The following is a 25683-nucleotide window of genomic DNA, read 5'->3' as shown; positions in this document are numbered from 1 at the left end:
ATTGCAAGGTGAAAACCTTGACTACCGACGACGTTAGATAAATCTTACGGTATAAATAGCACTTTTGCCTGATTTGAAATTGATACCTTTATAATCGTTATTTGCATAAAAATAACTCGCTGATATCAAAAGAGCTTTGTTGGAAAAATGCAGGTCAGGCAGGAAGTTACAATATTTCTTTATTGTACATTGCCTCGACATCACTGAATAAACCACATCATTAGTGCAGTAATAAAGTCGCGGCATAATCTGGCTAACAAACAACCAATTGTGATATAGTTCACGAAATTTATGAAACAGCAAAAGTGTTTCATTTTTGTGTTCTGAAAGCCCCGCGATAGCCAGAGTGTACCACGCCTCCCGTGAGAAATGCCGCGCTGTCCAGGGCCTGGCAATTTTCTGAGGAAATGTTTGATGGCTACCCTCACCACGGGCGTGGTTCTTCTTCGCTGGCAGCTTCTTAGCGCCATACTGATGTTTCTGGCTAGTACGCTCAACATCCGTTTTCGGCGGTCTGATTATATCGGGCTGGCAGTGATCAGTAGTGGTCTGGGCGTTGTTTCCGCCTGCTGGTTCGCGATGGGACTGCTCGGAATCACAATGATGGATATTGCCGCAATCTGGCACAATATTGAGTCGGTAATAGTGGAAACCACAAATCAGGCACCGCCACAATGGCCAATGATTTTGGTGTGATATGCAGAAGCCTCCATATGGAGGCTTCTTTTTTATCCCTGGCAGATGCGTTAATCACCTACCTTAAAACAATATAATCTATTGTTTTAAAACAAAATCAGAATGGGATATCGTCATCGAAATCCATCGGCGGCTCGTTAGACGGCGCTGCCGGAGCGGACTGCTGCGGGCGAGACTGCGCGCCGCCGCTGAACTGATTGCCACCCTGCGGCTGCTGAGGTTGACCCCAACCGCCCTGCGGCTGACCGCCCCCGATGTTACCGCCTGCCGGAGCGCCACCACCCTGACGACCACCCAGCATCTGCATGGTGCCGCCAACGTTCACCACGACTTCTGTGGTGTAGCGATCCTGACCGGATTGGTCGGTCCATTTGCGGGTACGCAACTGACCTTCGATATAAACCTGGGAACCTTTACGCAGATATTCACTGGCCACTTCCGCCAGTTTGCCGAACAGCACAACGCGGTGCCATTCAGTCTGCTCTTTCATCTCGCCGGTCGCTTTATCACGCCAGGATTCGGAAGTAGCCAGCGTAATGTTGGCAACTGCGCCACCATTTGGCATGTAGCGTACTTCCGGGTCCTGGCCCAGATTACCAACGAGAATAACCTTATTTACGCCTCTGCTGGCCATGTTCGTGTCTCCTGAAAAAAACGGTCTAATAAGTGTAAACGCGCGATTGTAGCATTACCAATAGCGGTTTTACCACGATGTGACCTCGGTTCCGGGAAACAAACATGGTCCGACATTGTTACACAGCACTCCGGATTCTGCATTCCAATACTGTATATTCATTCAGGTCGATTTGTGTCATAATTAACCGTTTGTGATCGCCGGTAGCGCCATGCCGCCGGGCAAAAAGTGTTTAATCCGGGAAAGGTGAATGGATAAGATCGAAGTTCGGGGCGCCCGCACCCATAATCTCAAAAATATCAACCTCGTTATCCCCCGCGACAAACTGATTGTCGTTACCGGGCTTTCGGGTTCTGGCAAATCCTCGCTCGCTTTCGACACCTTATATGCCGAAGGGCAGCGTCGTTACGTTGAATCCCTTTCCGCCTACGCGCGGCAGTTTCTATCACTGATGGAAAAGCCGGATGTCGACCATATCGAGGGGCTTTCACCCGCCATCTCGATTGAACAGAAATCGACGTCCCACAACCCGCGCTCCACGGTGGGGACAATCACCGAAATCCACGACTATTTGCGTCTGCTGTACGCTCGCGTCGGTGAGCCGCGCTGCCCGGATCACGATGTCCCGCTGGCGGCGCAAACCGTCAGCCAGATGGTAGACAACGTCCTGTCGCAGCCGGAAGGCAAACGTCTGATGCTACTCGCGCCAATCATTAAAGAGCGCAAAGGCGAACACACTAAAACGCTGGAGAATCTGGCGAGTCAGGGTTACATCCGCGCACGTATTGATGGCGAAGTCTGCGATCTTTCCGATCCGCCGAAACTGGAACTGCAAAAGAAACACACGATTGAAGTGGTAGTTGATCGTTTCAAAGTGCGTGACGATCTTACCCAACGCCTGGCGGAGTCATTTGAAACGGCGCTGGAGCTTTCCGGCGGTACGGCGGTGGTTGCCGATATGGACAATCCGAAAGCGGAAGAGCTGCTCTTTTCCGCCAACTTCGCCTGTCCGATTTGCGGCTACAGTATGCGCGAACTGGAACCGCGTCTGTTTTCGTTCAACAACCCGGCGGGCGCCTGCCCGACCTGTGACGGCCTCGGCGTTCAACAATATTTCGATCCTGACCGAGTGATCCAAAATCCGGAACTATCGCTGGCGGGCGGCGCGATCCGCGGCTGGGATCGCCGTAATTTTTATTACTTCCAGATGCTGAAATCACTGGCAGACCACTATAAGTTCGACATCGAAGCACCGTGGGGCAGCCTGAGTGCGAACGTGCATAAAGTGGTGCTTTACGGTTCTGGCAAGGAAAATATCGAATTCAAATACATGAACGATCGTGGCGATACGTCTATCCGCCGCCATCCGTTCGAAGGCGTGCTGCACAATATGGAGCGCCGTTATAAAGAAACAGAATCCAGCGCGGTACGCGAAGAGTTAGCCAAGTTTATCAGCAATCGTCCGTGCGCCAGTTGTGAAGGGACGCGTCTGCGCCGTGAAGCACGCCACGTTTATGTTGAGAATACACCGCTGCCTGCCATCTCTGACATGAGCATCGGCCATGCGATGGAGTTCTTCAACAATCTCAAACTCGCCGGGCAACGCGCGAAGATTGCGGAAAAAATCCTTAAAGAGATTGGCGACCGCCTGAAATTCCTCGTTAACGTCGGGCTGAACTACCTGACACTTTCCCGCTCGGCAGAAACCCTTTCCGGCGGTGAAGCCCAGCGTATCCGTCTGGCAAGCCAGATTGGCGCAGGGCTGGTTGGCGTGATGTACGTGCTGGATGAACCGTCTATCGGCCTGCATCAGCGCGATAACGAACGCCTGCTGGGTACGCTTATCCACCTGCGCGATCTCGGTAATACCGTGATTGTGGTGGAGCACGACGAAGACGCTATTCGCGCGGCTGACCATGTCATCGACATTGGCCCGGGCGCAGGTGTACACGGTGGTGAAGTGGTCGCGGAAGGTCCGCTGGAAGCGATTATGGCAGTTCCGGAGTCGTTAACCGGCCAGTACATGAGCGGTAAACGCAAAATTGAAGTGCCGAAGAAACGCGTACCCGCAGATCCGGAAAAAGTGCTGAAACTGACAGGCGCGCGCGGCAACAACCTGAAAGATGTGACACTGACGCTGCCGGTAGGTCTGTTTACCTGCATCACCGGGGTTTCAGGTTCTGGTAAATCGACGCTGATTAACGACACGCTGTTCCCGATTGCCCAACGCCAGTTGAATGGCGCAACAATTGCTGAACCTGCACCCTATCGCGATATTCAGGGGTTGGAGCATTTCGACAAAGTCATCGATATCGACCAAAGCCCAATTGGTCGTACTCCGCGTTCCAACCCGGCGACCTATACCGGCGTGTTTACGCCTGTACGCGAATTGTTTGCGGGCGTACCGGAATCCCGTGCGCGCGGTTATACGCCTGGACGGTTCAGCTTTAACGTCCGTGGTGGGCGCTGCGAAGCCTGTCAGGGCGATGGTGTAATCAAAGTGGAAATGCACTTCCTGCCGGATATTTACGTGCCGTGCGACCAGTGCAAAGGTAAACGTTATAACCGCGAAACGCTGGAGATTAAGTACAAAGGTAAAACCATCCACGAAGTGCTGGATATGACCATCGAAGAAGCGCGTGAGTTCTTTGATGCTGTGCCCGCACTGGCGCGTAAACTGCAAACGCTGATGGATGTTGGTCTGACGTACATCCGTCTCGGGCAGTCCGCAACCACGCTTTCCGGTGGTGAGGCCCAGCGTGTGAAGCTGGCGCGTGAATTGTCAAAACGCGGCACCGGGCAGACGCTGTATATTCTCGATGAACCGACCACCGGTCTGCACTTTGCCGATATTCAGCAACTGCTCGACGTTCTGCATAAACTGCGCGATCAGGGCAATACCATTGTGGTGATTGAGCACAATCTCGACGTGATCAAAACCGCTGACTGGATTGTTGATCTGGGGCCAGAAGGTGGCAGCGGCGGCGGTGAGATCCTCGTCTCCGGCACGCCAGAAACCGTCGCAGAGTGTGAAGCATCGCATACAGCGCGCTTCCTCAAGCCAATGCTGTAATCGTTAAGGCCGCTTTCTGAGCGGCCTCAGATTATTGACAAAGTGCGCTTTGTTCTTGCCGGATGCGGCGTGAACGCCTTATCCGGCCTACAAAAACATGCAATTTCAATATATTGCAGGGATTACGTAGGCCTGATAAGCGTAGCGCATCAGGCAATTTTGTGTTTGTCATCATTCTCAGGCCGCTTGCTGAACGGTCTTTTCCTTTCAGAGTTGCACCAGCAATTTACGTTTTCCTTCCGGCAGCAAATTCACCGCCTGCTGATACGACGCATCGACCAGATAATAGATTTGCGAATCCGGCAGCGAGCCATCGAGATAAACAGTGCTCCAGTGCGCTTTGTTCAGATGTCGGCTGGGGCGAACATCACTGTGCTGCTGACGCAGAAGATCCGCCAATTCCGGGCTGGTTTTCAGCGAAACCGCTGGGCGATTTTCCACCTCTTTCACCATCGCAAACAGCACATCTTCAACTTTGATTTGCGTTGCTTTCCAGTCACTATGCACACTCTGTTCTGCGCCTGGTTTTGCCATGCAATATTGTAGCAACTCCGAAATAGTCATTTTTTACTCCCCTTGTAGTGTCGCGATGATGCGACGCGATCCGCCGTGGATGCGATGTTCCCCCAGCCAGATCCCCTGCCAGGTGCCGGTCTGAATACGCCCTTTATGCACTGGCAATACGAGCGATACCCCCAGCATTGAGGATTTGATATGAGAAGGCATATCGTCTGCTCCTTCATAGTCATGCTCATAGCTATCGTTATCGGGAACCGCACGGAGGAAAAAACGCTCCATGTCATGGCGTACAGTGGGGTCGCAATTCTCATTAAGTGTCAGAGAGGCGGAGGTGTGTTGCAGCAACAGGTGCAGTAAACCAACATTAACACGCGGCATATCAGCCAGTTGATTCAGAATTTCATCCGTTACCAGATGGAATCCACGAGATTTGGCGCTAAGCGTGAGCGTTTTTTGATACCACATGTACTGCTCCTTGATAAAACTCTCTTAATCAGTTTGCAGCAAGACAGCGAAAGGATAAAGGTTTGATTAAAAAAACAGCATTCAGGAGAGTGTCATACTCTCCCGCTCTGTCAGTATTCTGAATTGACGATCACCTCTTCGCCAAAAGCACCCGCTTGTGGCAAGGGTTTGTAGGTAGAGTTGGAGGCTCGCAGAATACGGATACCACGAATGCCAACATCACGCGCGGCAGTGATATCGTTATCAGAATCACCATAAAACATTCGGATATTTTTATCCTGCAACCACTGCGTTTTTGTGTTTTGTCCTGGTTTATCGCCCGCAAAAATGACCGGGTTCATACTGGTTGCCGGGATATGAAAGTCATCAGCTAATGTTTTTGAAACCGTTTCTGTTTTCGTTGGGCTACGGCCAGTCACAAAGAAGATAGCGTCGCCGCGGCGGACATGTATATCAATTAGCTGACGTGCAACCTCTTTTGGAATGCTGAATTCATCCCAACCGTTGTTCATCTTTTCCCAGAAGGCCGGGGTTTTCAGATAATCTTCGCTTTCTGGCGAGAATATTTTCTTGCCGCGCCAGAATCCGGGGCTGGAAAACAGAACCGTGTCATCAATATCGAACCCAACCGCCATTGGTGGACGCCCTGCGAGGCTATTTTCAATTTGTGCGACCGATACCCAATGGACAGGTGCCTGTTCAGCAAGTCTGGCAACGTTAGTGCCGGGATTAAGCGGTGAAGGTGAAGAGGCCAGTGCAACAGCGGAACTGTTTAGAGCGAACAATAAGCAAACGGCACTCAATGCCTGTGTGATCTTGCGCATATTTTTCCCTAAATAGTCAGTAAGTTGAAACTTTTTATTGTGATATTTGTTGAAAAAACCATCTGACCATAACGCCAGCAGTGTGAGAAAGGAAGGATTATCTGCGGCTTTTGTGAAGAAAGGGAGCAGGATCACATGAGACCAGCCCATGTTTGTTAATATTTAATAACTTAATGTATTTCCATAGAATAATAGAGCAGGCGGCTATTCAACCGCCTGCTGGCGAACCTTACATCACCGCAGCAAATGCCTTTGCCACACGCTGCACGTTTGCAGAGTTAAGCCCCGCCACGCACATACGCCCGCTGGCGATCAGGTAAACACCAAACTCTTCACGCAGTCGGTCAACCTGGGCGGCGCTTAAACCGGTATAGCTGAACATACCGCGTTGCTTAAGCAGATAATCGAAATTACGCCCCGGCATCTCAGTACTCAGCACCTGCACCAGTTGCTGACGCATTGCCAGAATACGGGTACGCATTTCTTCTACTTCTGCCAGCCAGTTGGCTTTCAACGCCTCATCATTCAGCACCGTTGCCACCACCTGCGCACCAAAATTCGGCGGACTGGAGTAAATACGGCGCACAGTGGCTTTCAATTGCCCCAGCACGCGGCCTGCGGCTTCGGCATCTTCACACACTACCGAAAGACCGCCGACACGTTCGCCGTACAGCGAGAAAATTTTCGAGAATGAATTGCTCACCAGAGCGGGCAATCCGGCACTGGCAATGGCGCGAATGGCGTAGGCATCCTCGTCCATACCAGCACCAAATCCTTGATAGGCGATATCAAGGAATGGGATAAGCTCACGTGTCTTGAGGATTTCAATCACCGCATCCCACTGGTCATTGGTGAGATCGGCGCCTGTTGGGTTATGGCAACACGGATGCAACAGCACAATACTGCGGGCGGGCAGTGTTTTCAGCGTCGCCAGCAAGTCGCTAAAACGCACACCGTTGGTCGCTTCGTCATACCAGGGGTAAGTGCTCACTTCGAATCCAGCACCGGCGAATATTGCTACGTGGTTTTCCCAGGTAGGATCGCTGACCCAGACGCCTGATTCAGGGAAATAGCGTTTCAGGAAGTCAGCGCCCACTTTTAATGCCCCCGAGCCGCCGAGGGTTTGAATGGTCGCCACACGCTGTTGTTGCAACACCGGATGGTTCGCACCGAACAACAGCGGCGCAAGAGCATGGCGATAGCTGTTAAGCCCTTCCATCGGCAAATAAAGCGAAGCGCCGTGAGGCTGCGCATTCAGGCGCGCTTCCGCTTCTGCGACGGCTTTTAGTTGCGGGATAATCCCGTCTTCGTTGTAGTACAGGCCGATACTTAAATTCACTTTGTCGCCGCGAGGATCTTCTTTAAAACGCTCCATAAGCGAAAGAATCGGGTCGCCAGCGTAGGCGTCAACTTTTTGAAACACGCGATGGTTCTCCAGGTTTACAGGCAGGTGGTTAAAACACAATAAACCGGAAGATGGGGAAGATCGAGAGGATGTTTAGCAATAAGCGGCAATTAATAACGTAGCGCGGCTGATGAAAAACGCAAAACCTCCAGTGGCACAAACGACAAGAGTGTATCAATTTATTGAATTTACATCGCGTTGCTGGCCGGATAAGGCTTTCACACCACACCCGGCACAGACAATCAAATATTGCTGAACGATTAATCGACGTATTTCATCGCCACCCTTGACGTCAGGCGCGTGATAAGTTCGTAAGCACTTACTTTTGTCATTGCAGCGATTCGCTCAACCGGCAGACCTTCACCCCACAGAATCACCGGATCACCCGCTTTATCCTGCGCCTCTGGGCCTAAGTCTACGCAGATCATATCCATCGCAACTCGCCCGACGATTGGCACTTCGCGGCCATTGACCAGCACTGGCGTACCGGACGGAGCTGCGCGAGGGTAGCCATCGCCATAACCCATCGCCACAACGCCAAGACGGGTATCACGTTCACTGATCCATGTTCCGCCATAACCTACAGGCTCCCCGGCTTTATGCCCACGCACAGCAATCAGACTGGAGGTCAGAGACATCACTGGCTGGCAACCGAAATCAGCACCGGTGGAGCCATCTTCCAGCGGCGATACACCGTAAAGAATGATGCCGGGGCGCACCCAGTCAAAATGCGACTGTGGCCATAACAAGATTCCACCCGATGCGGCGATTGAACGCTTGCCGGGCCTGCCTTCACAAAAGGTATTGAAGATATCGAGTTGTTTCTCAGTCGCGCCGCATTTTGGCTCATCAGCGCGAGCAAAGTGGCTGACAATATTCACCGGCTGACGGACGTTTTTGCATTGCGTAAGTCGTTGATAAAACGCCTCAGCTTGTTCCGGTAACACACCCAGTCGGTGCATACCGGTGTCGAGTTTCATCCAGACGGTAACTGGCTCCTCCAGATTAGCCTCTTCCAGAGCAGCAAGCTGTTCTTCGTTATGCACGGCGGTATGCAGATGTTCAGCGGAGATCGTCGACAAATCGTCTGCTTCAAAAAAACCTTCCAGTAACAAAATAGGTTGCGTGATGCCCCCCGCTCTAAGCCGCAGAGCTTCTTCGAGACGGGCGACGCCAAAAGCGTCAGCATCGGGGAGCGTTCGCGCGGTCTCAATCAGACCGTGACCGTAGGCGTTCGCTTTCACCACCGCAACCAGTTTACTGGCAGGTGCCAGTTCACGCAGACGTTGCAGGTTGTGTCGCAGAGCGCGGCGGTTAATCACAACAGTTGCCGCTTGCATTTGTGTTCCTTGATAAGTATTTGCTTTAATTACCTGATTTATAAAATAATTATTACTCGTCGTCGTATTGCGGCCCTGCGTAATTATCAAAGCGCGACCATTGACCGTTAAAGGTCAGCCGTACCGTCCCGATTGGGCCGTTACGTTGTTTACCGATAATAATTTCCGCGATGCCTTTTAAATCACTGTTTTCGTGATAAACCTCATCACGATAGATAAACATGATCAAGTCCGCATCCTGCTCGATGGAGCCGGATTCACGCAGGTCAGAGTTGACCGGGCGTTTGTCGGCACGTTGTTCCAGAGAGCGGTTCAACTGCGAGAGTGCCACCACCGGCACGTTCAGCTCTTTTGCCAGCGCTTTTAGCGAGCGGGAGATTTCTGCAATTTCCAGCGTACGGTTATCGGAAAGCGCCGGTACGCGCATCAATTGCAGGTAGTCGATCATGATAAGCCCGATGCCGCCGTGCTCACGGGCAATACGGCGCGCGCGGGAGCGCACTTCCGTTGGCGTCAGGCCGGAGGAATCATCGATATAGATATTACGTTTTTCGAGCAAAATGCCCATCGTGCCGGAAATGCGCGCCCAGTCTTCATCATCAAGCTGCCCGGTACGGATTTTGGTCTGGTCAACACGTGACAGTGACGCCAGAGAACGCATCATAATCTGTTCTGATGGCATCTCCAGCGAGAAGATCAATACCGGTTTATCCTGCAACATCGCCGCATTTTCAACGAGGTTCATCGCAAATGTCGTTTTACCCATCGACGGACGTGCCGCGACGATGATCAAATCCGACGGCTGCAAACCCGCGGTTTTTTTGTTGAGATCGTCGTAGCCGGTATTAACACCGGTTACACCATCGTGCGGCTGCTGGAAAAGTTGCTCAATACGCGCCACCGTGGCGTCGAGCACATCAGCGATGTTCTTCGGTCCTTCGTCTTTATTGGCACGACTTTCGGCAATTTTAAAGACGCGAGACTCAGCAAGGTCGAGCAGGTCTTCACTGGTGCGTCCTTGCGGATCAAAACCGGCTTCGGCAATCTCATTAGCAACCGAGATCATCTCACGGACAACGGCACGTTCGCGCACGATGTCAGCATATGCACTGATGTTTGCCGCACTTGGCGTATTTTTTGACAGTTCCGCCAGATAGGCAAAACCACCAACGCTGTCGAGTTGCCCCTGGCGCTCCAGCGATTCTGCCAGGGTGATCAGGTCGATGGGGCTACCGCTTTCCTGCAAACGCGCCATTTCGGTAAAGATATGACGGTGCGGACGGGTGTAGAAATCGTCTGCCACCACACGCTCGGCCACATCATCCCAGCGTTCGTTATCCAGCATTAAACCGCCCAACACCGACTGCTCCGCTTCGATCGAGTGCGGAGGCACTTTCAGCCCGGCAACTTGTGGATCGCGTTCGCGGGGTTCAGTTTGTTGTTTGTTGAAGGGTTTATTGCCTGCCATAACGAATGGTGTTACCTGATGTTGAACGGGGGACAAGAGAGTATAGCGAGAAACGGTTTCTCGCTACAGCATTTAACGCCCCTGCTTTCCGGTGGAAGCGCGAATTTGCAGGGTTGGGCGATAAACGTAATGGCTGAGCGGCGCATCAGGTTGCGCGATACGCCGTAGAATTTGCTGCGCCGCTTGTTTCCCCAGCGCCAGTGGTTCTACCGCAATGGTGGTTAACGGCGGGTTACTGTAAGCGCAAGCCGCCACGCCGTCATTACCAATCAGCGAAATATCTTTTCCGGCAAGCACCCCTCTTTCGCCTAACGCCGATTCCGCGCCAAAAGCCATGAGATCGTTATAACAAATTACTGCTGTCGGTGGCGAAGGCATATCTAACAGTTGTTGCATCAACTGGTAGCCGTTGGCCTGAGTCGGTTCAGCACGCAGCGAAAAAGCATCAGTACTCCACGGTTGTAAACCATGATGGTTCATCGCCTCCAGATATCCCTGATAACGCATATGGTGCGTAAGCCCCCCAATAAACACGATGTCCCGGTGTCCTTGTTGAATGAGATATTCCGTAGCTTCCCGGACACCTGCGTGGCTGTCCACGCCAACGTAATCGACGGGCAATTGTTGCCAGTCAAGAGGGCGCATCGTGATTAATAAGGGTGTGGAACTGTTGGCATAACGCTGTAAATCGGCTTCTGAGGTGCTGTTTACTGGACAGAGGACAATGCCCGCGACGTGGTGTTCCAGCAAGGTATCAAGTACCTGTTTTTGCCGATCGCTACGCTGGGAGGTATTGGACATTACGGTGATAAAACCGTGCTCCGCCAGCGTCATCTCAAGGCCCATTGTAAATTCAGCGAAGAAAGGGTTGGTCAAATCATCAATCACCACGCCGATAGTCAGTGATTTTTGCGAACGTAAATTGGCGGCAAAACGGTTATAGACATAGCCTAATTGCTCAATGGCTTGTTGGACTTTTTGTTGAGTCTCTTTTTTGATCAACGGACTGTCGTTGAGTACCAGCGACACGGTCGATTTCGAAACGCCAGCCGCACGTGCAACATCGGTTAATGTTACCCGCTTTCTTCCTGTATCCGACTTCGCCATGACTACTCCAATCCCCCATAAGATCAAGGCATTTACTTTATCATAATCTCCTTTTGCTCATGCGATCCGTTACCCCCGGGATCGCAGGAGATCGTCGTTTCGATCACAGATTCACACTTCGCTTATTGTTTTTTTTGCACACCAATCGTACAAATTACGCATAAATTAGATCGTTCCAATTAATTTATAATCACTATTACATTGTTATACATGCATATTTTTAATTATTTTTATATCGAAATAAGGAAATTATTATGTGCTCTGTACGCACGATCACTGCATCGGAAGCTGCAGATTTGATTGCTGATGGCGCAGTTGTCACCGTCTCCTCCTCCAGTGGAATGGGTTGCCCGGATGTCGTGCTGGCGGCAATAGGTGAACGCTTTCAACGTGCCGGACATCCGCAAAACATCACTACCATCCACCCTATCGCTGCAGGTGATATGTATGGCGTAAAAGGTGTCGATCATCTGGCGCAACCGGGCTTACTGGCAAAAGTGATCGCGGGCTCCTACCCCTCCGGGCCATCATCAATGACGCCTCCGTTAATCTGGCAAATGATCAATGACAACGCGATCCCCGCCTGGAATCTGCCTTCCGGGATCTTATTTGATATGCACCGGGAAGCCGCGGCTCATCGCCCTGGCGTGCTGACACAAACAGGTATGGATACTTATGTAGATCCCCTGTTGCAGGGCGGTGCAATGAATGAAAAAGCGGCGCAACAATCTCTGGTTGAACGTGTTCGATTTGCTAACGACGACTGGCTGTTTTTCCCCAGTATCGTGCCCCAGGTGGCTATCATTCGCGCTACTACTGCCGATGAACGCGGCAATCTGACTTATGAACATGAAGGGGCTTATCTTGGGCCACTGGAACAAGCCACCGCCGTTCGCAATAACGGTGGAATCGTAATTGCGCAAGTAAAACGGCAGGTTGCTGCCGGAAGCCTGAAACCAAAAGAGGTGCGTATTCCTGGTGTATTGGTGGATTACATCGTAATTGCACCGGAACAAACACAAACCACGCAAACGCAATACGAACCTGCTATTTCCGGCGAAATCAGTCGTCCGCTGTCAGACTTTAGTTATATGGAACATAGCCCGGCGCGGGTTATTGCCCAGCGAGTCGCGCAAGAACTACAACGTGGTGATGCGGTAAATATTGGCTTTGGTATTTCTGCCAACGTGCCGCGTATTTTGCTGGAACAAGGTCGCCACGGTGACGTCACCTGGCTGCTGGAACAAGGGGCGATTGGCGGAGTTCCACTGCTGGAATTTCAGTTCGGCTGCGCTTCTAATGCGGAAGCATTTTTGCCCTCTCCCCAGCAATTCACCTATTTCCAGGGCGGTGGCTTTGATCTCACTCTGATGTCATTTTTACAAATCGGCGCAGATGGCTCAGTAAACGTCTCGCATCTGCCCGCTCGTCCACATGTGACTGCCGGATGCGGTGGTTTTATTGATATCACTTCACATGCGAAGCGGATTATTTTCTCTGGCTTTTTCAATGCAGGTGCACAGCTACAACTGGAAGATGGCCAACTACGTATCATTAAAGAAGGCAAAGCCAAAAAACTGGTGCAAGAAGTCGCCCACATGACGTTCTCTGGCAAACGCGCGATGGCGCGAGGTCAACAAGTGCAATACATCACTGAACGCTGCGTGTTGGAATTAACACCAGACGGGTTACTGGTCACGGAAATTGCCCCGGGTATTGAGCCTGAACGCGACATTCTCTCCCAAAGCGATGCCCCACTCCGTCTGGCAGACGATCTCCAGTTAATGAATCCCCTCTATTTTCAACAAGGAAGTGACCATGAGTAACGGCACCATTGACCTCCTGCGCAACGATTTCGTTGCCACACTGGTGATTAACCGCCCGGCGAAACTCAACGCATTAACTCCGGAGATGCTTGAACAGCTACTGACACATTGCCATACGCTGGAAACTGATTCGGAGATCCGCGTGGTACTACTGACCAGTGCCAGTGAAAAAGCATTTTGTGTCGGCGCGGATATTCATCGCTGGTCCTCTCTTTCTGCGCTCGATATGTGGCGCAACTGGATCCGTCGCGGTCATCAGGCATTTGACGCACTGGCACAACTGCCACAGCCCGTAATTGCTCTGATGCACGGCCTCGCCTATGGCGGTGGCCTGGAACTGGCTGCTACCGCCGATATCCGTATTTGTAGCGACGAAGCACGGATGGCGCTACCAGAAACCGGGCTGGCGACAGTGCCTGGCTGGTCAGGTACTCAGCGGCTGACGGCACTGATTGGGCGCTCACTGGTGAAAGAATTGATATTTACGGGCGAACCACTGGATGCGCAACGTGCACTGTCCTGCGGACTGGTAAATCGTGTTGTCGCCAGAGAAGCGTTACACGATGCCGGGCAGCAACTGGCACAACGTATCGCCCAGCGCGCTCCCATTGCTGTGCAGCTAGCCAAACAGGTTATTGATGCCGGTGAAGGTATTGCCGTGGCCTCAACGCTTGAAGCACTGGCTGGCGCTTTTTCCTCCACTACTCAAGATGCTCGTGAAGGCAGTCAGGCATTTGCCGAGAAGCGTCAACCGAACTTTAGCGCCCGATAACTTAACGTTTCATTTTGGATTTTAACAACAACGCAGAATCCCATTGATTTTGGGCGGATCTCTTTTATCCGTCTGAAAGGAGATACATCATGCAACCTACACAACTAGCTGAAAAAACGAATGTTTCATCAGCAGATCTACGTCGCGCGGCGTGGACCTGCTCTCTCGGCAGCGCACTGGAATACTACGATTTCGCACTTTACAGCCTGGCCTCCGCCATTATTTTTGGGCCACTCTTTTTTCCTAATCAGGAACCGGGAATGGCGCTTATCGCCAGTTTTGGTACTTACTTTCTCGGGTTTGCCGTCAGACCGGTAGGCGGCATTCTCTTCGGCTCATTAGGTGATCGTCTGGGACGTAAATTTGTCCTGCTCGCAACGGTGTTGTTAATGGGGATCGCCAGCACGTTGATTGGGGTTTTACCCACCTACGAAACAGCAGGGATCTGGGCACCGATCATGCTTATCGCATTACGCCTGTTACAAGGGCTTGGCGCGGGTGCGGAACAGGCTGGAGCGGCTGTACTGATGACCGAATATGCCCCCAACGGCAAACGGGGTTATTACGCTGCGCTGCCGTTCCTTGGTATTCAGATTGGTACGTTTATGGCATCTGCCGTTTACTTCATCCTGCTCCACAATGTGACAAATCTTGCCGAAACCTGGTGGTGGCGTCTGCCCTTCCTCTCCAGCGTGGTGATTATCGCGGTGGCCATTTATATTCGTCTGCATCTTAAAGAGTCACCGTCATTCGCCAAACTTGAAGCTCGCCAACAAGTTACAGAATCACCTTTACGCAATTTGCTGAAAACGTCACGCCGCAACGTCTTCGTGGGGATTGGTTTGCGCCTGGCAGAAAACAGCGGCTCTTCGATTTATCAGGCTTTAGCTATTAGCTATATCGTTGGTGTGGTTGAGCTGGATAAATCGGTCGGCACACTGTGTCTAATGTCCGCGGTGGTGGTAGGCGCAATTATGGTGCCCGTTGCTGGTTGGCTGACAGACCGCTTCGGTAGGGTTATTGTCTATCGCAGCCTGGCAATTTTTCAGCTATTGATCACCTTTCCGGTATGGTGGTCTTTCAGCCACGGCAATGTTCCGGTCACGATTGTCTCTCTTTCTCTGGCGTTGGGTGTTGGGGCGTGGGGGATGTTCGGCGCTCAGGGCGCTTTCCTGCCGGAATTGTTTGGTGCCCGCCATCGTTATATTGGTGTAGCACTGGCAAGGGAAGTTTCTGCAGTTATCGCGGGTGGGATCGCCCCGCTGGTTGGCTCAGCCATCATCTCCTGGGTAATTCACACCAACGATCCAAGCGGTATTGCCGCCTGGATGCCAATTGCGATTTACCTCAGTCTGTTGACCGTTGGCACGATCATTGCGACCTTTTTTGCGCCAGAAACACGCGATCGTGATCTTGATGATCTGGCCGATGCAAGCGTGATCACCGTCTCCCGACGCAATCAAACTACGGGGTCATACCATGACGCATAATGTCTCTGAATCCATTATCGATTCCCTGATAGACGTGAAAATGCCCCATTACGCACCGCTGGCTCAGACCAGCGGGTATATCGACCTCAACGGTTCACTATTGCCAGAGTACCTTTGCAACACTCTGGTTTTGGGAAGCGGTGCCGCCGGGTGGCGTGCCGCAGTTGAGCTCAAGCGACAGAATGTCGATGTGATGGTAGCCTCCAGCAAAGCCTTCTGGGGCACTTCCGCCTGTTCTGGTTCTGATAAACAAACGCTTCACACCGCCAATACTCGTGCAAATGGTGACCATTTTCTGGCATTAAGTGACTCTCTGGCGGCGGGTGGTTCGATGGATTATGACACTGCATATGTTGAGGCCGTCGGATCAGTGAACACCTGTGAAGTACTGAAATATCTGGGTCTGGATTTGCCAGAAGATCTCTTTGGCGCAACGTTGCGTTATCAAACCGATCACGATGAGTTTGGCCGCGCAACCAGTTGCGGCCCACGCACATCGCGCCTGATGGTTAAGGTGCTGGCTCAGGAGGCAATGCGCCTTAATATCCCTCTTTGCGATCACACAACAGCGATTCGTATCCTGACCAGTGATGAAGGAGAAAATAGACGAGTCGCAGGGGTGATCGCAATCGATAAAGCCTGTCGGGATAATCCCTGGCGAATGGTAGTGATTCGCTGCCAACATCTGGTTTTAGCCACGGGGGGGCCTGGTGAACTTTATCGTGACAGTGTCTATCCGGTGAACTGCTTTAGTGCGTTGGGCATGGCACTGGAAGCAGGTATAACCCTGGTGAATCTTACGGAAAGTCAGTTTGGTATCGGTACACCGCGCAGCCAGTTTCCGTGGAATCTTTCCGGTACTTACATGCAAGCAATGCCGCGCATCTACTCGCAGGACCACTCCGGACGTCAGTATAATTTTCTGGCAGCTTATTACCCCACGACTCGTATGCTGGCCTCCGCTATATTTCGCAAAGGTTACCAATGGCCGTTTCACGCGGAACGAATGCTGGAATATGGCTCCAGCCTGCTAGATGTCGCGGTATATGAGGAGACACAAAAAGGGCGCGATGTTTTCCTCGATTTTCTGCAGGAACCGGCCCCCGCAGCGGACGGAACGCCATTCAACCTGCAGGAACTGGATGATGATGTCATCGGCTATCTGCAAGAAAATCACGCTCTGTTAGCGCAACCACTGGCTCGATTAACACAGATGAATCCACTGGCTCTTCGTTTGTATCAGATGCATGGTCATGACCTGACTGCCTCACCACTAAAATTTACGTTAAACAATCAACATCTTAATGGCGGAATTGATGTTGATATTTGGGGGCGTACCTCGCTAATTGGTTGTTATGCTGTCGGAGAAAATGCCGGAACACATGGTGTCACGCGCCCTGGTGGATCAGCGCTCAATGCCGGGCAAGTTTTCGCCCGCCGCTGTGCATTGCATATTGCTCATCAGAAAAGCCAAAACCTCCCTCTCGAGAGGCAACAAATTCTCAGTACGATTAACGAGGCGCAACAGTACCTGAATCAAGGACTGCTGCGCGACAACGTGCGAGAAGCGATACAAAATACCATGAGCCACCATGCCGCAATTTTGTGTCATACACAGGGGATCAACGCTGCCACGCAAACCATAGCAACACTCTGTGAAGATATTCGCCGGGAAGGTATTCAAAGCGATGAAAACAGCCTCGCCCAATCTTTCCAGTGGCGGCAAAGTGCGCAACTGGCGCTGGCGGTACTACGCTCTTTACAATGCTATATCGAAAACGGTGGAGGAAGTCGTGGTGCCAGAGCGATCTATGATGGTGAAGCCGGTATCGCACCGCAAACACCCGGTGGGCCACTCCTGACCTGGCGTTTTCGGCCTGAAAATCAGGATGCCCGGCAATTTATGATTTGTGTTTGTCTGGATGCTAATAGTTACCAAACCTGGACTCGCCCGTGCCGTGAGCGAGGCGTATTAACGCTAACCAACTTTGAGCACCAGTGGCAAAACTGGATTTTGGCGACGCTGTTTCATACTGACCAGAGATATTCCGGGTTGTGACCGCAGACCGGAAAAAATCCCCGCGTGGCCTGGCGACTACTGTTAGGCTTAAAACAGATATGTCGCTCAGTAAAGGAGTTTAAATGGCAACGCGCATCGAATTTCACAAGCATGGTGGCCCGGAAGTACTGCAAGCCGTGGAGTTTACTCCTGCCGATCCAGCAGAGAATGAAATCCAGGTCGAAAATAAAGCGATTGGCATCAATTTTATCGACACGTATATCCGCAGCGGCCTTTATCCGCCGCCATCACTGCCCAGTGGATTAGGCACCGAAGCGGCTGGCATAGTAAGTAAAGTCGGCAGTAGTGTGAAACATATTAAAGCAGGCGATCGCGTGGTCTATGCGCAGGCGGCATTAGGGGCTTACAGTTCTGTGCATAACGTCAATGCTGATAAAGCAGCGATTCTGCCAGCAGCGATCTCTTTTGAGCAAGCTGCCGCCTCGTTCCTGAAAGGCTTAACGGTTTATTATCTGCTGCGTAAAACCTATGAAATCAAACCTGACGAGCAATTCCTGTTTCATGCCGCGGCGGGTGGTGTGGGCCTGATAGCCTGTCAGTGGGCGAAAGCCTTAGGGGCGAAACTTATTGGCACCGTGAGCACCGCGCAAAAAGCACAAAGTGCCATAAAAGCCGGGGCATGGCAGGTGATTAACTATCGCGACGAAAATCTGGTCGAGCGATTAAAAGAGATCACCGACGGCAAGAAAGTGCGCGTGGTATACGATTCCGTAGGCAAAGATACCTGGGAACGGTCGCTGGATTGTCTGCAACGTCGCGGTTTAATGGTCAGTTTTGGCAACTCATCAGGCGCGGTTACCGGTGTGAACTTAGGCATTCTCAATCAGAAAGGCTCGCTGTATGTGACGCGCCCTTCCTTGCAAGGCTATATCACCACGCGGGATGAGTTAACCGAAGCCAGTAATGAACTGTTTTCATTAATTGCCAGCGGCGTGATTAAGGTCGATGTCGCGGAGCAACAAAAATATCCGCTGAAGGATGCGCGGCGCGCGCATGAGATTCTGGAAAGCCGGGCAACGCAGGGTTCCAGTCTACTGATCCCATAAAGAAATTGGGCTTCCACCTGGGAAGCCCTTTCTTTGTGTGCCGGGCATGTTCAGCAGCTCGGGGGTGAAAGTCCCCTGTCCAGCCTGATGGTGGCGAAGGACTAGCGAAGCGCAAGGGCGTCGTCGTGAGGCGGGGTCTGAAGGAAGCGTGAAGCAAATCCATGACCTGACGAACAGAAATCCGATACGAGGCCTACCCGGTTGGCGGAGCAAGCAAAGAATTGCGAAGGCCATAACCATCAAGAACCGGGGTGGTAAATCGGACAGGTGTGTGGTGAAGGCGGCTGAACTTACCCCGGGAGGCCTGTCCGTCGTTCTGTATCCAGAACTGAGCGTACCGTAAGGGGCGCTGACCGGCGGACAGGAGTCAGCAGAGGGCATAGTAGGGCATGACACCCGAAGGCCCGAACGGTAATGAGTGACGAGTATCAACGGAGGTTCTGAACGGTCATGCAGCAGAAAACGCATCGCGACCCTGAGGCCGGGGAACGGGGTGAAGCCCCGAACGCCGCCCTTCCGGGGGCTGAAACCGTGCAGGCACCGACGAACAGAGAAAGTCCGTCGTCAACAGTGTGGCTGATGGAAGCCATTTGTGAACCAGTCAATCTCAGGCAAGCCCTGAAAAGAGTTAAAGCCAACAAAGGTGCAGCGGGAGTCGATGGTATGCGCGTAAGCGAACTGCCGGACTACCTGAGGCACCACTGGCCAGAGCTGAAAGCGCAACTGCTGTCCGGCAGATACCGCCCATCTCCTGTGAGAAGAGTGTCCATACCGAAGCCCGGCGGCGGCGAACGTCTGCTGGGCATCCCGACGGTGGTGGATCGCTTCATCCAGCAGGCGATGATGCAGGTATTGCAGGCACAGTGGGATAGCTCGTTCAGCGACAACAGCTACGGGTTCCGTCCCGGTCGTTCGGCCCACCAGGCAGTGATACAAGCCCGGGAACATATCGGGGCCGGGTATCACTGGGTGGTCGACCTCGATCTGGAGAAGTTCTTCGACCGGGTAAATCACGATGTGCTGATGAGCCGGATAGAGAAACGAGTATCGGATAAACGGGTGTTGTCACTTATCCGCAGGTTCCTGAATGCAGGGGTGATGGACGCAGGTCTGGTAAGGCCGGTGACAGAAGGAACGCCGCAGGGCGGCCCACTGTCGCCGCTGCTATCGAACCTGCTGCTTGACGACCTCGACAAGGAACTGGAGAAACGTGGTCTGAAGTTCGTGCGGTACGCAGACGACTGTAATGTCTACGTGAAAAGCGAACGGGCAGGCAACCGGATCATGGCGGGGTTGACGCACTGGCTGAGCCATAAACTGAAGCTGAAGGTCAACGCGAAGAAGAGTGCTGTAGCACGCCCTGAAACGCGCAAGTTCCTTGGATACAGCTTCATAAGGGGGCGGAAGGTATGGTGCGTGGTATCGCCGGAGTCGATAAAACGGTTCAAAATGCGGATAAGAGCACTGACCGGACGCAACACAGGGAGAAGCCTTGAACAGCTAACTCAGCCGCTAAGACGATATCTGACGGGCTGGAAAAGTTACTACGGGCTGAACCAGAGGCCATCGCTGATGCGAGAGCTGAACGGATGGATAAGGCGCAGGCTGCGAAGCATACTCTGGAAACAGTGGAAAACGGGCCGCAACCGCTTCAGGGAGTTGCGCAGTCGAGGCGTAAGCAAGGACCTTGCGGCGCAAACAGCAGGAAGCTGCCATAAAGAGTGGCGGATAAGCTGTAGTCCGGCACTGAATATAGCACTCCCCAATAAGCTGTTCTCCAGACTGGGCCTGCCAGAAGTATAGGCAGGCGACGATCAACATAACCGAACCGCCGTATACGGCCCCGTACGTACGGTGGTGTGGGAGGAAGCTGATCGTGAGATCAGCTCCTATCCCGATTATAGTTCGGCTGTATGTAGGGTACAGCTCGATGAATTTGTTTGACGCGCAATAGTGACAGATTTGATTATCAATTCCTATTTTGTTCTAAGGATAAAACCTTAGGTTGTGATCATCCGCACAATCCCTTAGTAACGCCAGCGGTCATAGCGCTGATATTTCGGCACTTTTGGTGCTTTAATCGTCTTGATTACCCACACTACTGCAATCGCCAACAACAGCCACGGCAACAACTTGATCATCAATGCCAGCATACCGCCGAGGAACATAATGGCCGTCGCCACAACCAGCGCGGCGATAATACCCAGCAACGAAACACCAGTGACCATCAACATGACAAAAAAGCCAATAACGAAAAGTAGTTCCAGCATGATGTTCTCCCAAAAATGAAATCTCTTGCTGCCATTACAAGAATCATGCCAAAAACTAATATATTGATTTATCAAAGAAAACGCCCCGCGACCGTGCGCAGGGCGTAGTGAATTTGACTACTTTATGGTGAAAAATTAACGCTTGTCCGCCACCAGTTTGAGCGCGCGTTCCAGCACGTTAATATCGGCACCTGCTTTATGGGCATTTTCACTTAAATAACGCCGCCACTGCCGCGCGCCAGGGATCCCCTGGAACAACCCCAACATATGGCGGGTGATATGACCGAGATACGTACCCTGGCTAAGCTCGCGTTCAATGTACGGATACATGGCTCGTACCACCGCCACCGGATCGGCATCGGTATCCGAGGAACCAAAAATCTCACGATCCACCGCCGCCAGAATGCCGGGGTTTTGATACGCCTCGCGCCCGACCATCACACCATCCATATGTTGCAAATGCGCTTTAGCCTCTTCCAGTGACTTAATACCACCGTTAATCGACATCGTCAGATGCGGGAAATCACGCTTCAGTTGATAGACGCGCGGGTAATCGAGCGGCGGGATTTCACGGTTTTCTTTCGGACTTAAACCAGAAAGCCAGGCTTTACGCGCGTGGATGATAAACATCTCGCATTCACCTTTGCCGGAAACAGTGTTGATGAAATCACAGAGAAATTCATAACTGTCCTGATCATCAATGCCAATACGCGTTTTCACCGTCACCGGAATCGACACCACATCGCGCATCGCTTTCACGCAGTCGGCTACCAATTGCGCATTGCCCATCAGGCACGCGCCAAACATCCCGTTCTGCACCCGGTCAGATGGGCAGCCAACATTCAGGTTGATCTCATCGTATCCGCGCGCTTGTGCCAGCTTCGCACATTGCGCCAGCGCCGCCGGATCGCTTCCACCCAACTGCAACGCCACCGGATGCTCTTCTTCACTGTACGCCAGGTAATCACCTTTACCGTGAATAATCGCCCCGGTGGTCACCATTTCGGTATAGAGCAACGTATTGCGGGAAAGCAGACGCAGGAAATAGCGGCAGTGTCTGTCCGTCCAGTCGAGCATAGGAGCAATCGAGAAACGGTGTGCGGGATAAGCGGTTTGTGATTCTGCTGACATGGCGATTTTTTAAGCATCCGGTGAATTTGGGGCGCTACTATAGCATAACGAATATGCGATCAGGCAATGTGACAGCTATGTCCCCTGTTCTCGGCGTTTAAGTGAGAACTATGGTAAAGTAAGGACATTCTTAACCCCACTTTGAGGTGCCCAATGGAAAAGACCACAACGCAGGAGTTATTAGCGCAGGCTGAGAAACTCTGTGCGCAGCGAAATGTGCGCCTGACCCCGCAGCGCCTGGAAGTGTTACGTTTGATGAGTCTGCAGGAAGGGGCAATCAGCGCCTACGATCTGCTTGATTTGCTGCGTGAAGCCGAGCCGCAAGCCAAGCCGCCAACGGTTTATCGCGCACTAGATTTTCTGCTTGAGCAGGGTTTTGTACATAAGGTGGAATCCACCAACAGCTATGTGCTCTGCCACCTGTTTGATCAACCAACTCATACCTCCGCAATGTTTATTTGCGATCGCTGCGGCGCAGTGAAAGAAGAGTGTGCGGAAGGTGTAGAAAACATCATGCATACACTGGCGGCAAAAATGGGTTTTGCCCTGCGGCATAATGTGATTGAAGCGCACGGATTATGTGCAGCGTGCGTGGAAGTAGAAGCGTGTCGCCATCATGATCAGTGCCAGCATGACCACTCTGTACAGGTGAAAAAGAAACCACGTTAAGAGGGCGTACGTCCTTGTACACATCGGGCAGGAGGGATTAATTACCAGCGGTAATCATGGCGTTTTTCCCAGCTATCAACCTCTTTCTCTGCCTGATCTTTCTGGTAACCGTAACGTTCCTGGATTTTACCCACTAACTGGTCACGTTTACCTTCAATGACCGTCATATCATCATCGGTCAGTTTTCCCCATTGCTCTTTCACTTTACCTTTGAACTGTTTCCAGTTACCGCCGACTTCGTCTTTATTCATATTCAAGTCCTCATCGTTAGGTGGTGAATGAGAGTACGCTCGCTTTTCTTCTGAACGTGGGATTAAGTGTAGTCAGGAATTTGGCTCAGGATTATTTATTCAGAATTTTTAACCATCACGTTTCAGCAAACCAGGTTCCATTGCGCCAATGACGCCGCCAGATAGCCGCCAGAGAAAGCCCGCGCAGAGCCAGAAAGACGGTTAATGCCAACCACAACCCATGATTACCCAACCACGGCAATGTGAGTAACGTAAGTGCAAAACCTGCCGCTGCCACTGCCATGCTGTTTCGCATTTCGGCGGCGCGCGTTGCGCCAATAAACATGCCATCCAGCAGATAACACCAGACTCCCACCAGCGGCAAAATGACCTGCCAGATAAGGTAACGCTCGGCCAGATTCTGAATTTGGGTTAACGAGGTCAGCAACGCGATAATGTGTTCCCCTGCCAGCAGATAAACTACAGAAAACAACAGTGCCACGACACCTGACTGGCGGCACGCTGCGCGCCAGATATCCAGCAATTGACTACCGTCACGCGCGCCATACGCCTGACCAGAATGCGCTTCAACGGCGTAGGCAAAGCCATCCAACGCATAGGCGGTGAAGGTGAGTAACGTCATCAGAACCGCGTTAACAGCGATAATATCGCTCCCCAGCCGCGCGCCAATAACCGTTATTGCGCCAAAGCAGAGTTGCAACAGCAATGAGCGAAGCATGATGTCGCGGTTAAGCGCCAGTAAGCGACGGAAGTTTCCTCGCCAGGCTGTTTTCAGCATTTCGCCGGAGATACCGCGCAGTTTGAGGATTTTACGTACCATGAGCAGACCAATCAGCAACGTCGCATATTCTGCAACAACCGTCGCCAGCGCTGCGCCCTGCACGTTCATATGCAGTCCCATCACCAGCCAGATATCCAGCACAATGTTGAGGATATTGCCAACCACTAACAAAATCACTGGCGCACGGGCATATTGCACACCGAGCAACCAGCCAAGCAGCACCAGATTCGCCAGCGACGCCGGGGCGCTTAGCCAACGGATTTCAAGAAAGCGCCGCGCCTGTTCCAGCACTGCTTCGCTACCACCAACAATATGCAGCGCCAGATCGATAATCGGCGTACGCAGTAGAGCAATCAACGCCCCAGCCCCCAACGCCAACAGCAACGGCTGCACCAGCGCCCGCGCTAATGCCTGAGGATTTTGAGCACCAAAAGCCTGTGCAGTAAGCCCGGTAGTACTCATACGCAAAAACAGCAACAGCATAAAGAGAAAGCTGGTCGCCGTTGCACCAACCGCCACGCCGCCCAGATAAACCGGACTATCAAGATGACCAATAACCGCCGTATCAACCAACCCCAGCAAAGGAACGGTAATATTGGAGAAGATCATGGGTAAGGCGAGATGCCAGAGCGCTTTATCAGATGAAGTGAGGAATGCCATGCCGACAAGCCTGATGAAGAGAGATGAAAAACAAACCGCGACGCCAGGCGGCATCGCGGTATCAGAGATATATTACAGCCAGTCGCCGTTGCGAATAACCCCAACTGCCAGCCCTTCAATAGTGAAGCTCTGCTGACGAAGGTCAACGACAATCGGTTTAAACTCACTGTTTTCTGGCAGCAGTTCGACTTTATTACCCTGCTTTTTCAGACGTTTAACGGTAACTTCGTCATCAATACGCGCGACAACGACCTGACCATTACGTACATCCTGGGTTTTATGCACTGCCAGCAGATCGCCATCCATAATGCCGATATCTTTCATCGACATCCCGCTGACGCGCAGCAGGAAATCGGCATTCGGTTTGAACAGGGAAGGATCGACCTGATAATGACCTTCAATATGCTGTTGCGCCAGAAGCGGTTCACCAGCAGCCACACGGCCTACCAGCGGCAGCCCTTCTTCCTCTTCATGCAACAGACGGATCCCGCGCGATGCGCCGGAAACAATTTCAATAACGCCTTTGCGTGCCAGCGCCTTCAGATGTTCTTCAGCCGCATTTGGGGAACGGAACCCCAAACGCTGCGCGATTTCCGCACGCGTCGGCGGCATACCTGTCTGGCTGATGTGATCACGAATGAGATCAAACACCTCTTGCTGCCTGGCCGTTAACGCTTTCATTCCGCCCCCTGGGTGTATATACAGTTATGCTGTGAGTATATACAGCAAAAGGTGATTTTGGAACCATAAACTGCACAATAAACCAGAGATTTATCGAATTCTGGAAGGGTTATCCAAAATGCGACCATAACAGGATGCACCAGGTAATCACTGCGACGATAATCGCGATCAACACCGCCGCGGACCCCATATCTTTCGCTCGCCCGGAAAGCTCATGGTATTCGGAGCCAATACGGTCAACTACGGCCTCGATGGCGCTATTGAGAATTTCTACGATCATGACCAACATGACGGAGCTAATAAGCAGTACGCGGGTTATCGCGTCCACATCCAGCCAGCAGGCGATGATCACCGCCAACAATACCGCAACGCCTTCCTGACGGAATGCCGCTTCGTTGATCCATGCTGCGCGTAACCCTTTCCAGGAATAGCCAGCAGCTTTGATAATTCGAGTGAATCCAGTGGTATTATTGGCCATTGAAAGAACCTTTTTAC

Annotated in this window: 23 protein-coding genes; 9 read left to right on the top strand and 14 right to left on the bottom strand. The window is 52.0% G+C overall.

Features of this window, described 5'->3' with window-relative positions; genetic code table 11:
• The first annotated feature begins 414 nt into the window (after window positions 1-414).
• A complete protein-coding gene (locus C1192_RS18645; RefSeq protein ID WP_000224316.1) occupies window positions 415-696 on the top strand; it encodes a YjcB family protein in 282 nt (93 codons plus the stop codon).
• A gap of 97 nt (window positions 697-793) precedes the next feature.
• On the opposite strand, the gene ssb1 is transcribed toward C1192_RS18645, so the two are convergent.
• Window positions 794-1330 (bottom strand): single-stranded DNA-binding protein SSB1, encoded by a 537-nt coding sequence (gene ssb1 / locus C1192_RS18640; RefSeq protein ID WP_000168305.1) that lies wholly within the window; start codon window positions 1328-1330, stop codon window positions 794-796.
• A gap of 250 nt (window positions 1331-1580) precedes the next feature.
• On the opposite strand from ssb1, the gene uvrA reads away from it, so the two are divergent.
• On the top strand, window positions 1581-4403 hold the full coding sequence (gene uvrA / locus C1192_RS18635; protein ID WP_038354709.1) for an excinuclease ABC subunit UvrA: 2823 nt from the start codon (window positions 1581-1583) through the stop codon (window positions 4401-4403).
• 207 nt (window positions 4404-4610) lie between these two features.
• Here uvrA and C1192_RS18630 read toward each other — a convergent pair whose 3' ends face one another.
• The 7 genes from C1192_RS18630 to C1192_RS18600 form a co-directional block, all read right to left on the bottom strand.
• Window positions 4611-4967 (bottom strand): MmcQ/YjbR family DNA-binding protein, encoded by a 357-nt coding sequence (locus C1192_RS18630; RefSeq protein WP_038354710.1) that lies wholly within the window; start codon window positions 4965-4967, stop codon window positions 4611-4613.
• Window positions 4968-4970: 3 nt separating this feature from the next.
• On the bottom strand, window positions 4971-5387 hold the full coding sequence (locus C1192_RS18625) for a secondary thiamine-phosphate synthase enzyme YjbQ (RefSeq protein ID WP_016262776.1): 417 nt from the start codon (window positions 5385-5387) through the stop codon (window positions 4971-4973).
• Between the two features lie 110 nt (window positions 5388-5497).
• A complete protein-coding gene (aphA, locus tag C1192_RS18620; RefSeq protein WP_038354714.1) occupies window positions 5498-6211 on the bottom strand; it encodes an acid phosphatase AphA in 714 nt (237 codons plus the stop codon).
• Window positions 6212-6440: 229 nt separating this feature from the next.
• Window positions 6441-7634 carry an aromatic amino acid transaminase gene (tyrB, locus tag C1192_RS18615; protein WP_001517573.1) on the bottom strand — a complete coding sequence of 398 codons (1194 nt, stop codon included), beginning with the start codon at window positions 7632-7634 and terminating at the stop codon, window positions 6441-6443.
• A 242-nt stretch (window positions 7635-7876) separates the two neighbouring features.
• The gene (gene alr, locus C1192_RS18610) at window positions 7877-8956 is read right to left on the bottom strand and encodes an alanine racemase (protein WP_001147291.1); all 1080 of its coding nucleotides are present in this window, start codon (window positions 8954-8956) and stop codon (window positions 7877-7879) included.
• Between the two features lie 52 nt (window positions 8957-9008).
• Window positions 9009-10424: a replicative DNA helicase gene (gene dnaB / locus C1192_RS18605; protein WP_001517572.1), complete on the bottom strand. Its 1416-nt coding sequence runs from the start codon at window positions 10422-10424 to the stop codon at window positions 9009-9011.
• A gap of 72 nt (window positions 10425-10496) precedes the next feature.
• Entirely contained in the window at window positions 10497-11531 is a 1035-nt protein-coding gene (locus C1192_RS18600; protein ID WP_001129779.1) for a LacI family DNA-binding transcriptional regulator, read from the bottom strand.
• 254 nt (window positions 11532-11785) lie between these two features.
• Between C1192_RS18600 and C1192_RS18595 the strand changes: the two genes are divergently transcribed.
• The 6 genes from C1192_RS18595 (at window position 11786) to ltrA (ending at window position 20548) form a co-directional block, all read left to right on the top strand.
• Window positions 11786-13357: an acyl CoA:acetate/3-ketoacid CoA transferase gene (locus C1192_RS18595; protein WP_038354711.1), complete on the top strand. Its 1572-nt coding sequence runs from the start codon at window positions 11786-11788 to the stop codon at window positions 13355-13357.
• Window positions 13350-14129: an enoyl-CoA hydratase/isomerase family protein gene (locus tag C1192_RS18590; RefSeq protein WP_000064839.1), complete on the top strand. Its 780-nt coding sequence runs from the start codon at window positions 13350-13352 to the stop codon at window positions 14127-14129. The genes C1192_RS18595 and C1192_RS18590 overlap by 8 nt, the downstream gene beginning before the upstream one ends.
• 89 nt (window positions 14130-14218) lie before the next feature.
• A complete protein-coding gene (locus tag C1192_RS18585; protein ID WP_038354712.1) occupies window positions 14219-15619 on the top strand; it encodes an MFS transporter in 1401 nt (466 codons plus the stop codon).
• Window positions 15609-17678: an FAD-dependent oxidoreductase gene (locus tag C1192_RS18580; RefSeq protein ID WP_038354713.1), complete on the top strand. Its 2070-nt coding sequence runs from the start codon at window positions 15609-15611 to the stop codon at window positions 17676-17678. The genes C1192_RS18585 and C1192_RS18580 overlap by 11 nt, the downstream gene beginning before the upstream one ends.
• A gap of 83 nt (window positions 17679-17761) precedes the next feature.
• Window positions 17762-18745 (top strand): quinone oxidoreductase, encoded by a 984-nt coding sequence (locus tag C1192_RS18575; RefSeq protein WP_000235536.1) that lies wholly within the window; start codon window positions 17762-17764, stop codon window positions 18743-18745.
• A 450-nt stretch (window positions 18746-19195) separates the two neighbouring features.
• Window positions 19196-20548 carry a group II intron reverse transcriptase/maturase gene (gene ltrA / locus C1192_RS18570; RefSeq protein WP_103194782.1) on the top strand — a complete coding sequence of 451 codons (1353 nt, stop codon included), beginning with the start codon at window positions 19196-19198 and terminating at the stop codon, window positions 20546-20548.
• A 224-nt stretch (window positions 20549-20772) separates the two neighbouring features.
• Here the strand turns inward: ltrA and pspG are convergent, their stop codons facing one another.
• Together pspG and dusA are read right to left on the bottom strand one after the other, a co-directional pair.
• Complete coding sequence (gene pspG, locus C1192_RS18565; RefSeq protein WP_000891405.1) at window positions 20773-21015, bottom strand: envelope stress response protein PspG; 243 nt, start codon at window positions 21013-21015, stop codon at window positions 20773-20775.
• A gap of 135 nt (window positions 21016-21150) precedes the next feature.
• Entirely contained in the window at window positions 21151-22146 is a 996-nt protein-coding gene (dusA, locus tag C1192_RS18560; RefSeq protein WP_038355655.1) for a tRNA dihydrouridine(20/20a) synthase DusA, read from the bottom strand.
• Window positions 22147-22299: 153 nt separating this feature from the next.
• On the opposite strand from dusA, the gene zur reads away from it, so the two are divergent.
• Entirely contained in the window at window positions 22300-22815 is a 516-nt protein-coding gene (zur, locus tag C1192_RS18555; protein ID WP_038355654.1) for a zinc uptake transcriptional repressor Zur, read from the top strand.
• Between the two features lie 41 nt (window positions 22816-22856).
• Here zur and C1192_RS18550 read toward each other — a convergent pair whose 3' ends face one another.
• The 4 genes from C1192_RS18550 to dgkA form a co-directional block, all read right to left on the bottom strand.
• On the bottom strand, window positions 22857-23066 hold the full coding sequence (locus C1192_RS18550; protein ID WP_001030602.1) for a CsbD family protein: 210 nt from the start codon (window positions 23064-23066) through the stop codon (window positions 22857-22859).
• 115 nt (window positions 23067-23181) lie between these two features.
• Window positions 23182-24507 (bottom strand): MATE family efflux transporter DinF, encoded by a 1326-nt coding sequence (gene dinF, locus C1192_RS18545; protein WP_038355653.1) that lies wholly within the window; start codon window positions 24505-24507, stop codon window positions 23182-23184.
• A gap of 72 nt (window positions 24508-24579) precedes the next feature.
• Window positions 24580-25188, bottom strand: a complete 609-nt coding sequence (gene lexA, locus C1192_RS18540) for a transcriptional repressor LexA (RefSeq protein ID WP_000646076.1) — start codon at window positions 25186-25188, stop codon at window positions 24580-24582.
• Between the two features lie 109 nt (window positions 25189-25297).
• Complete coding sequence (gene dgkA / locus C1192_RS18535) at window positions 25298-25666, bottom strand: diacylglycerol kinase (protein ID WP_000002905.1); 369 nt, start codon at window positions 25664-25666, stop codon at window positions 25298-25300.
• Window positions 25667-25683: the final 17 nt, after the last annotated feature.

Origin of the sequence: Escherichia marmotae, from assembly GCF_002900365.1 — a bacterium.
Lineage (GTDB): Bacteria > Pseudomonadota > Gammaproteobacteria > Enterobacterales > Enterobacteriaceae > Escherichia > Escherichia marmotae.
This window is presented reverse-complemented; position numbering and strand designations above follow the sequence as displayed.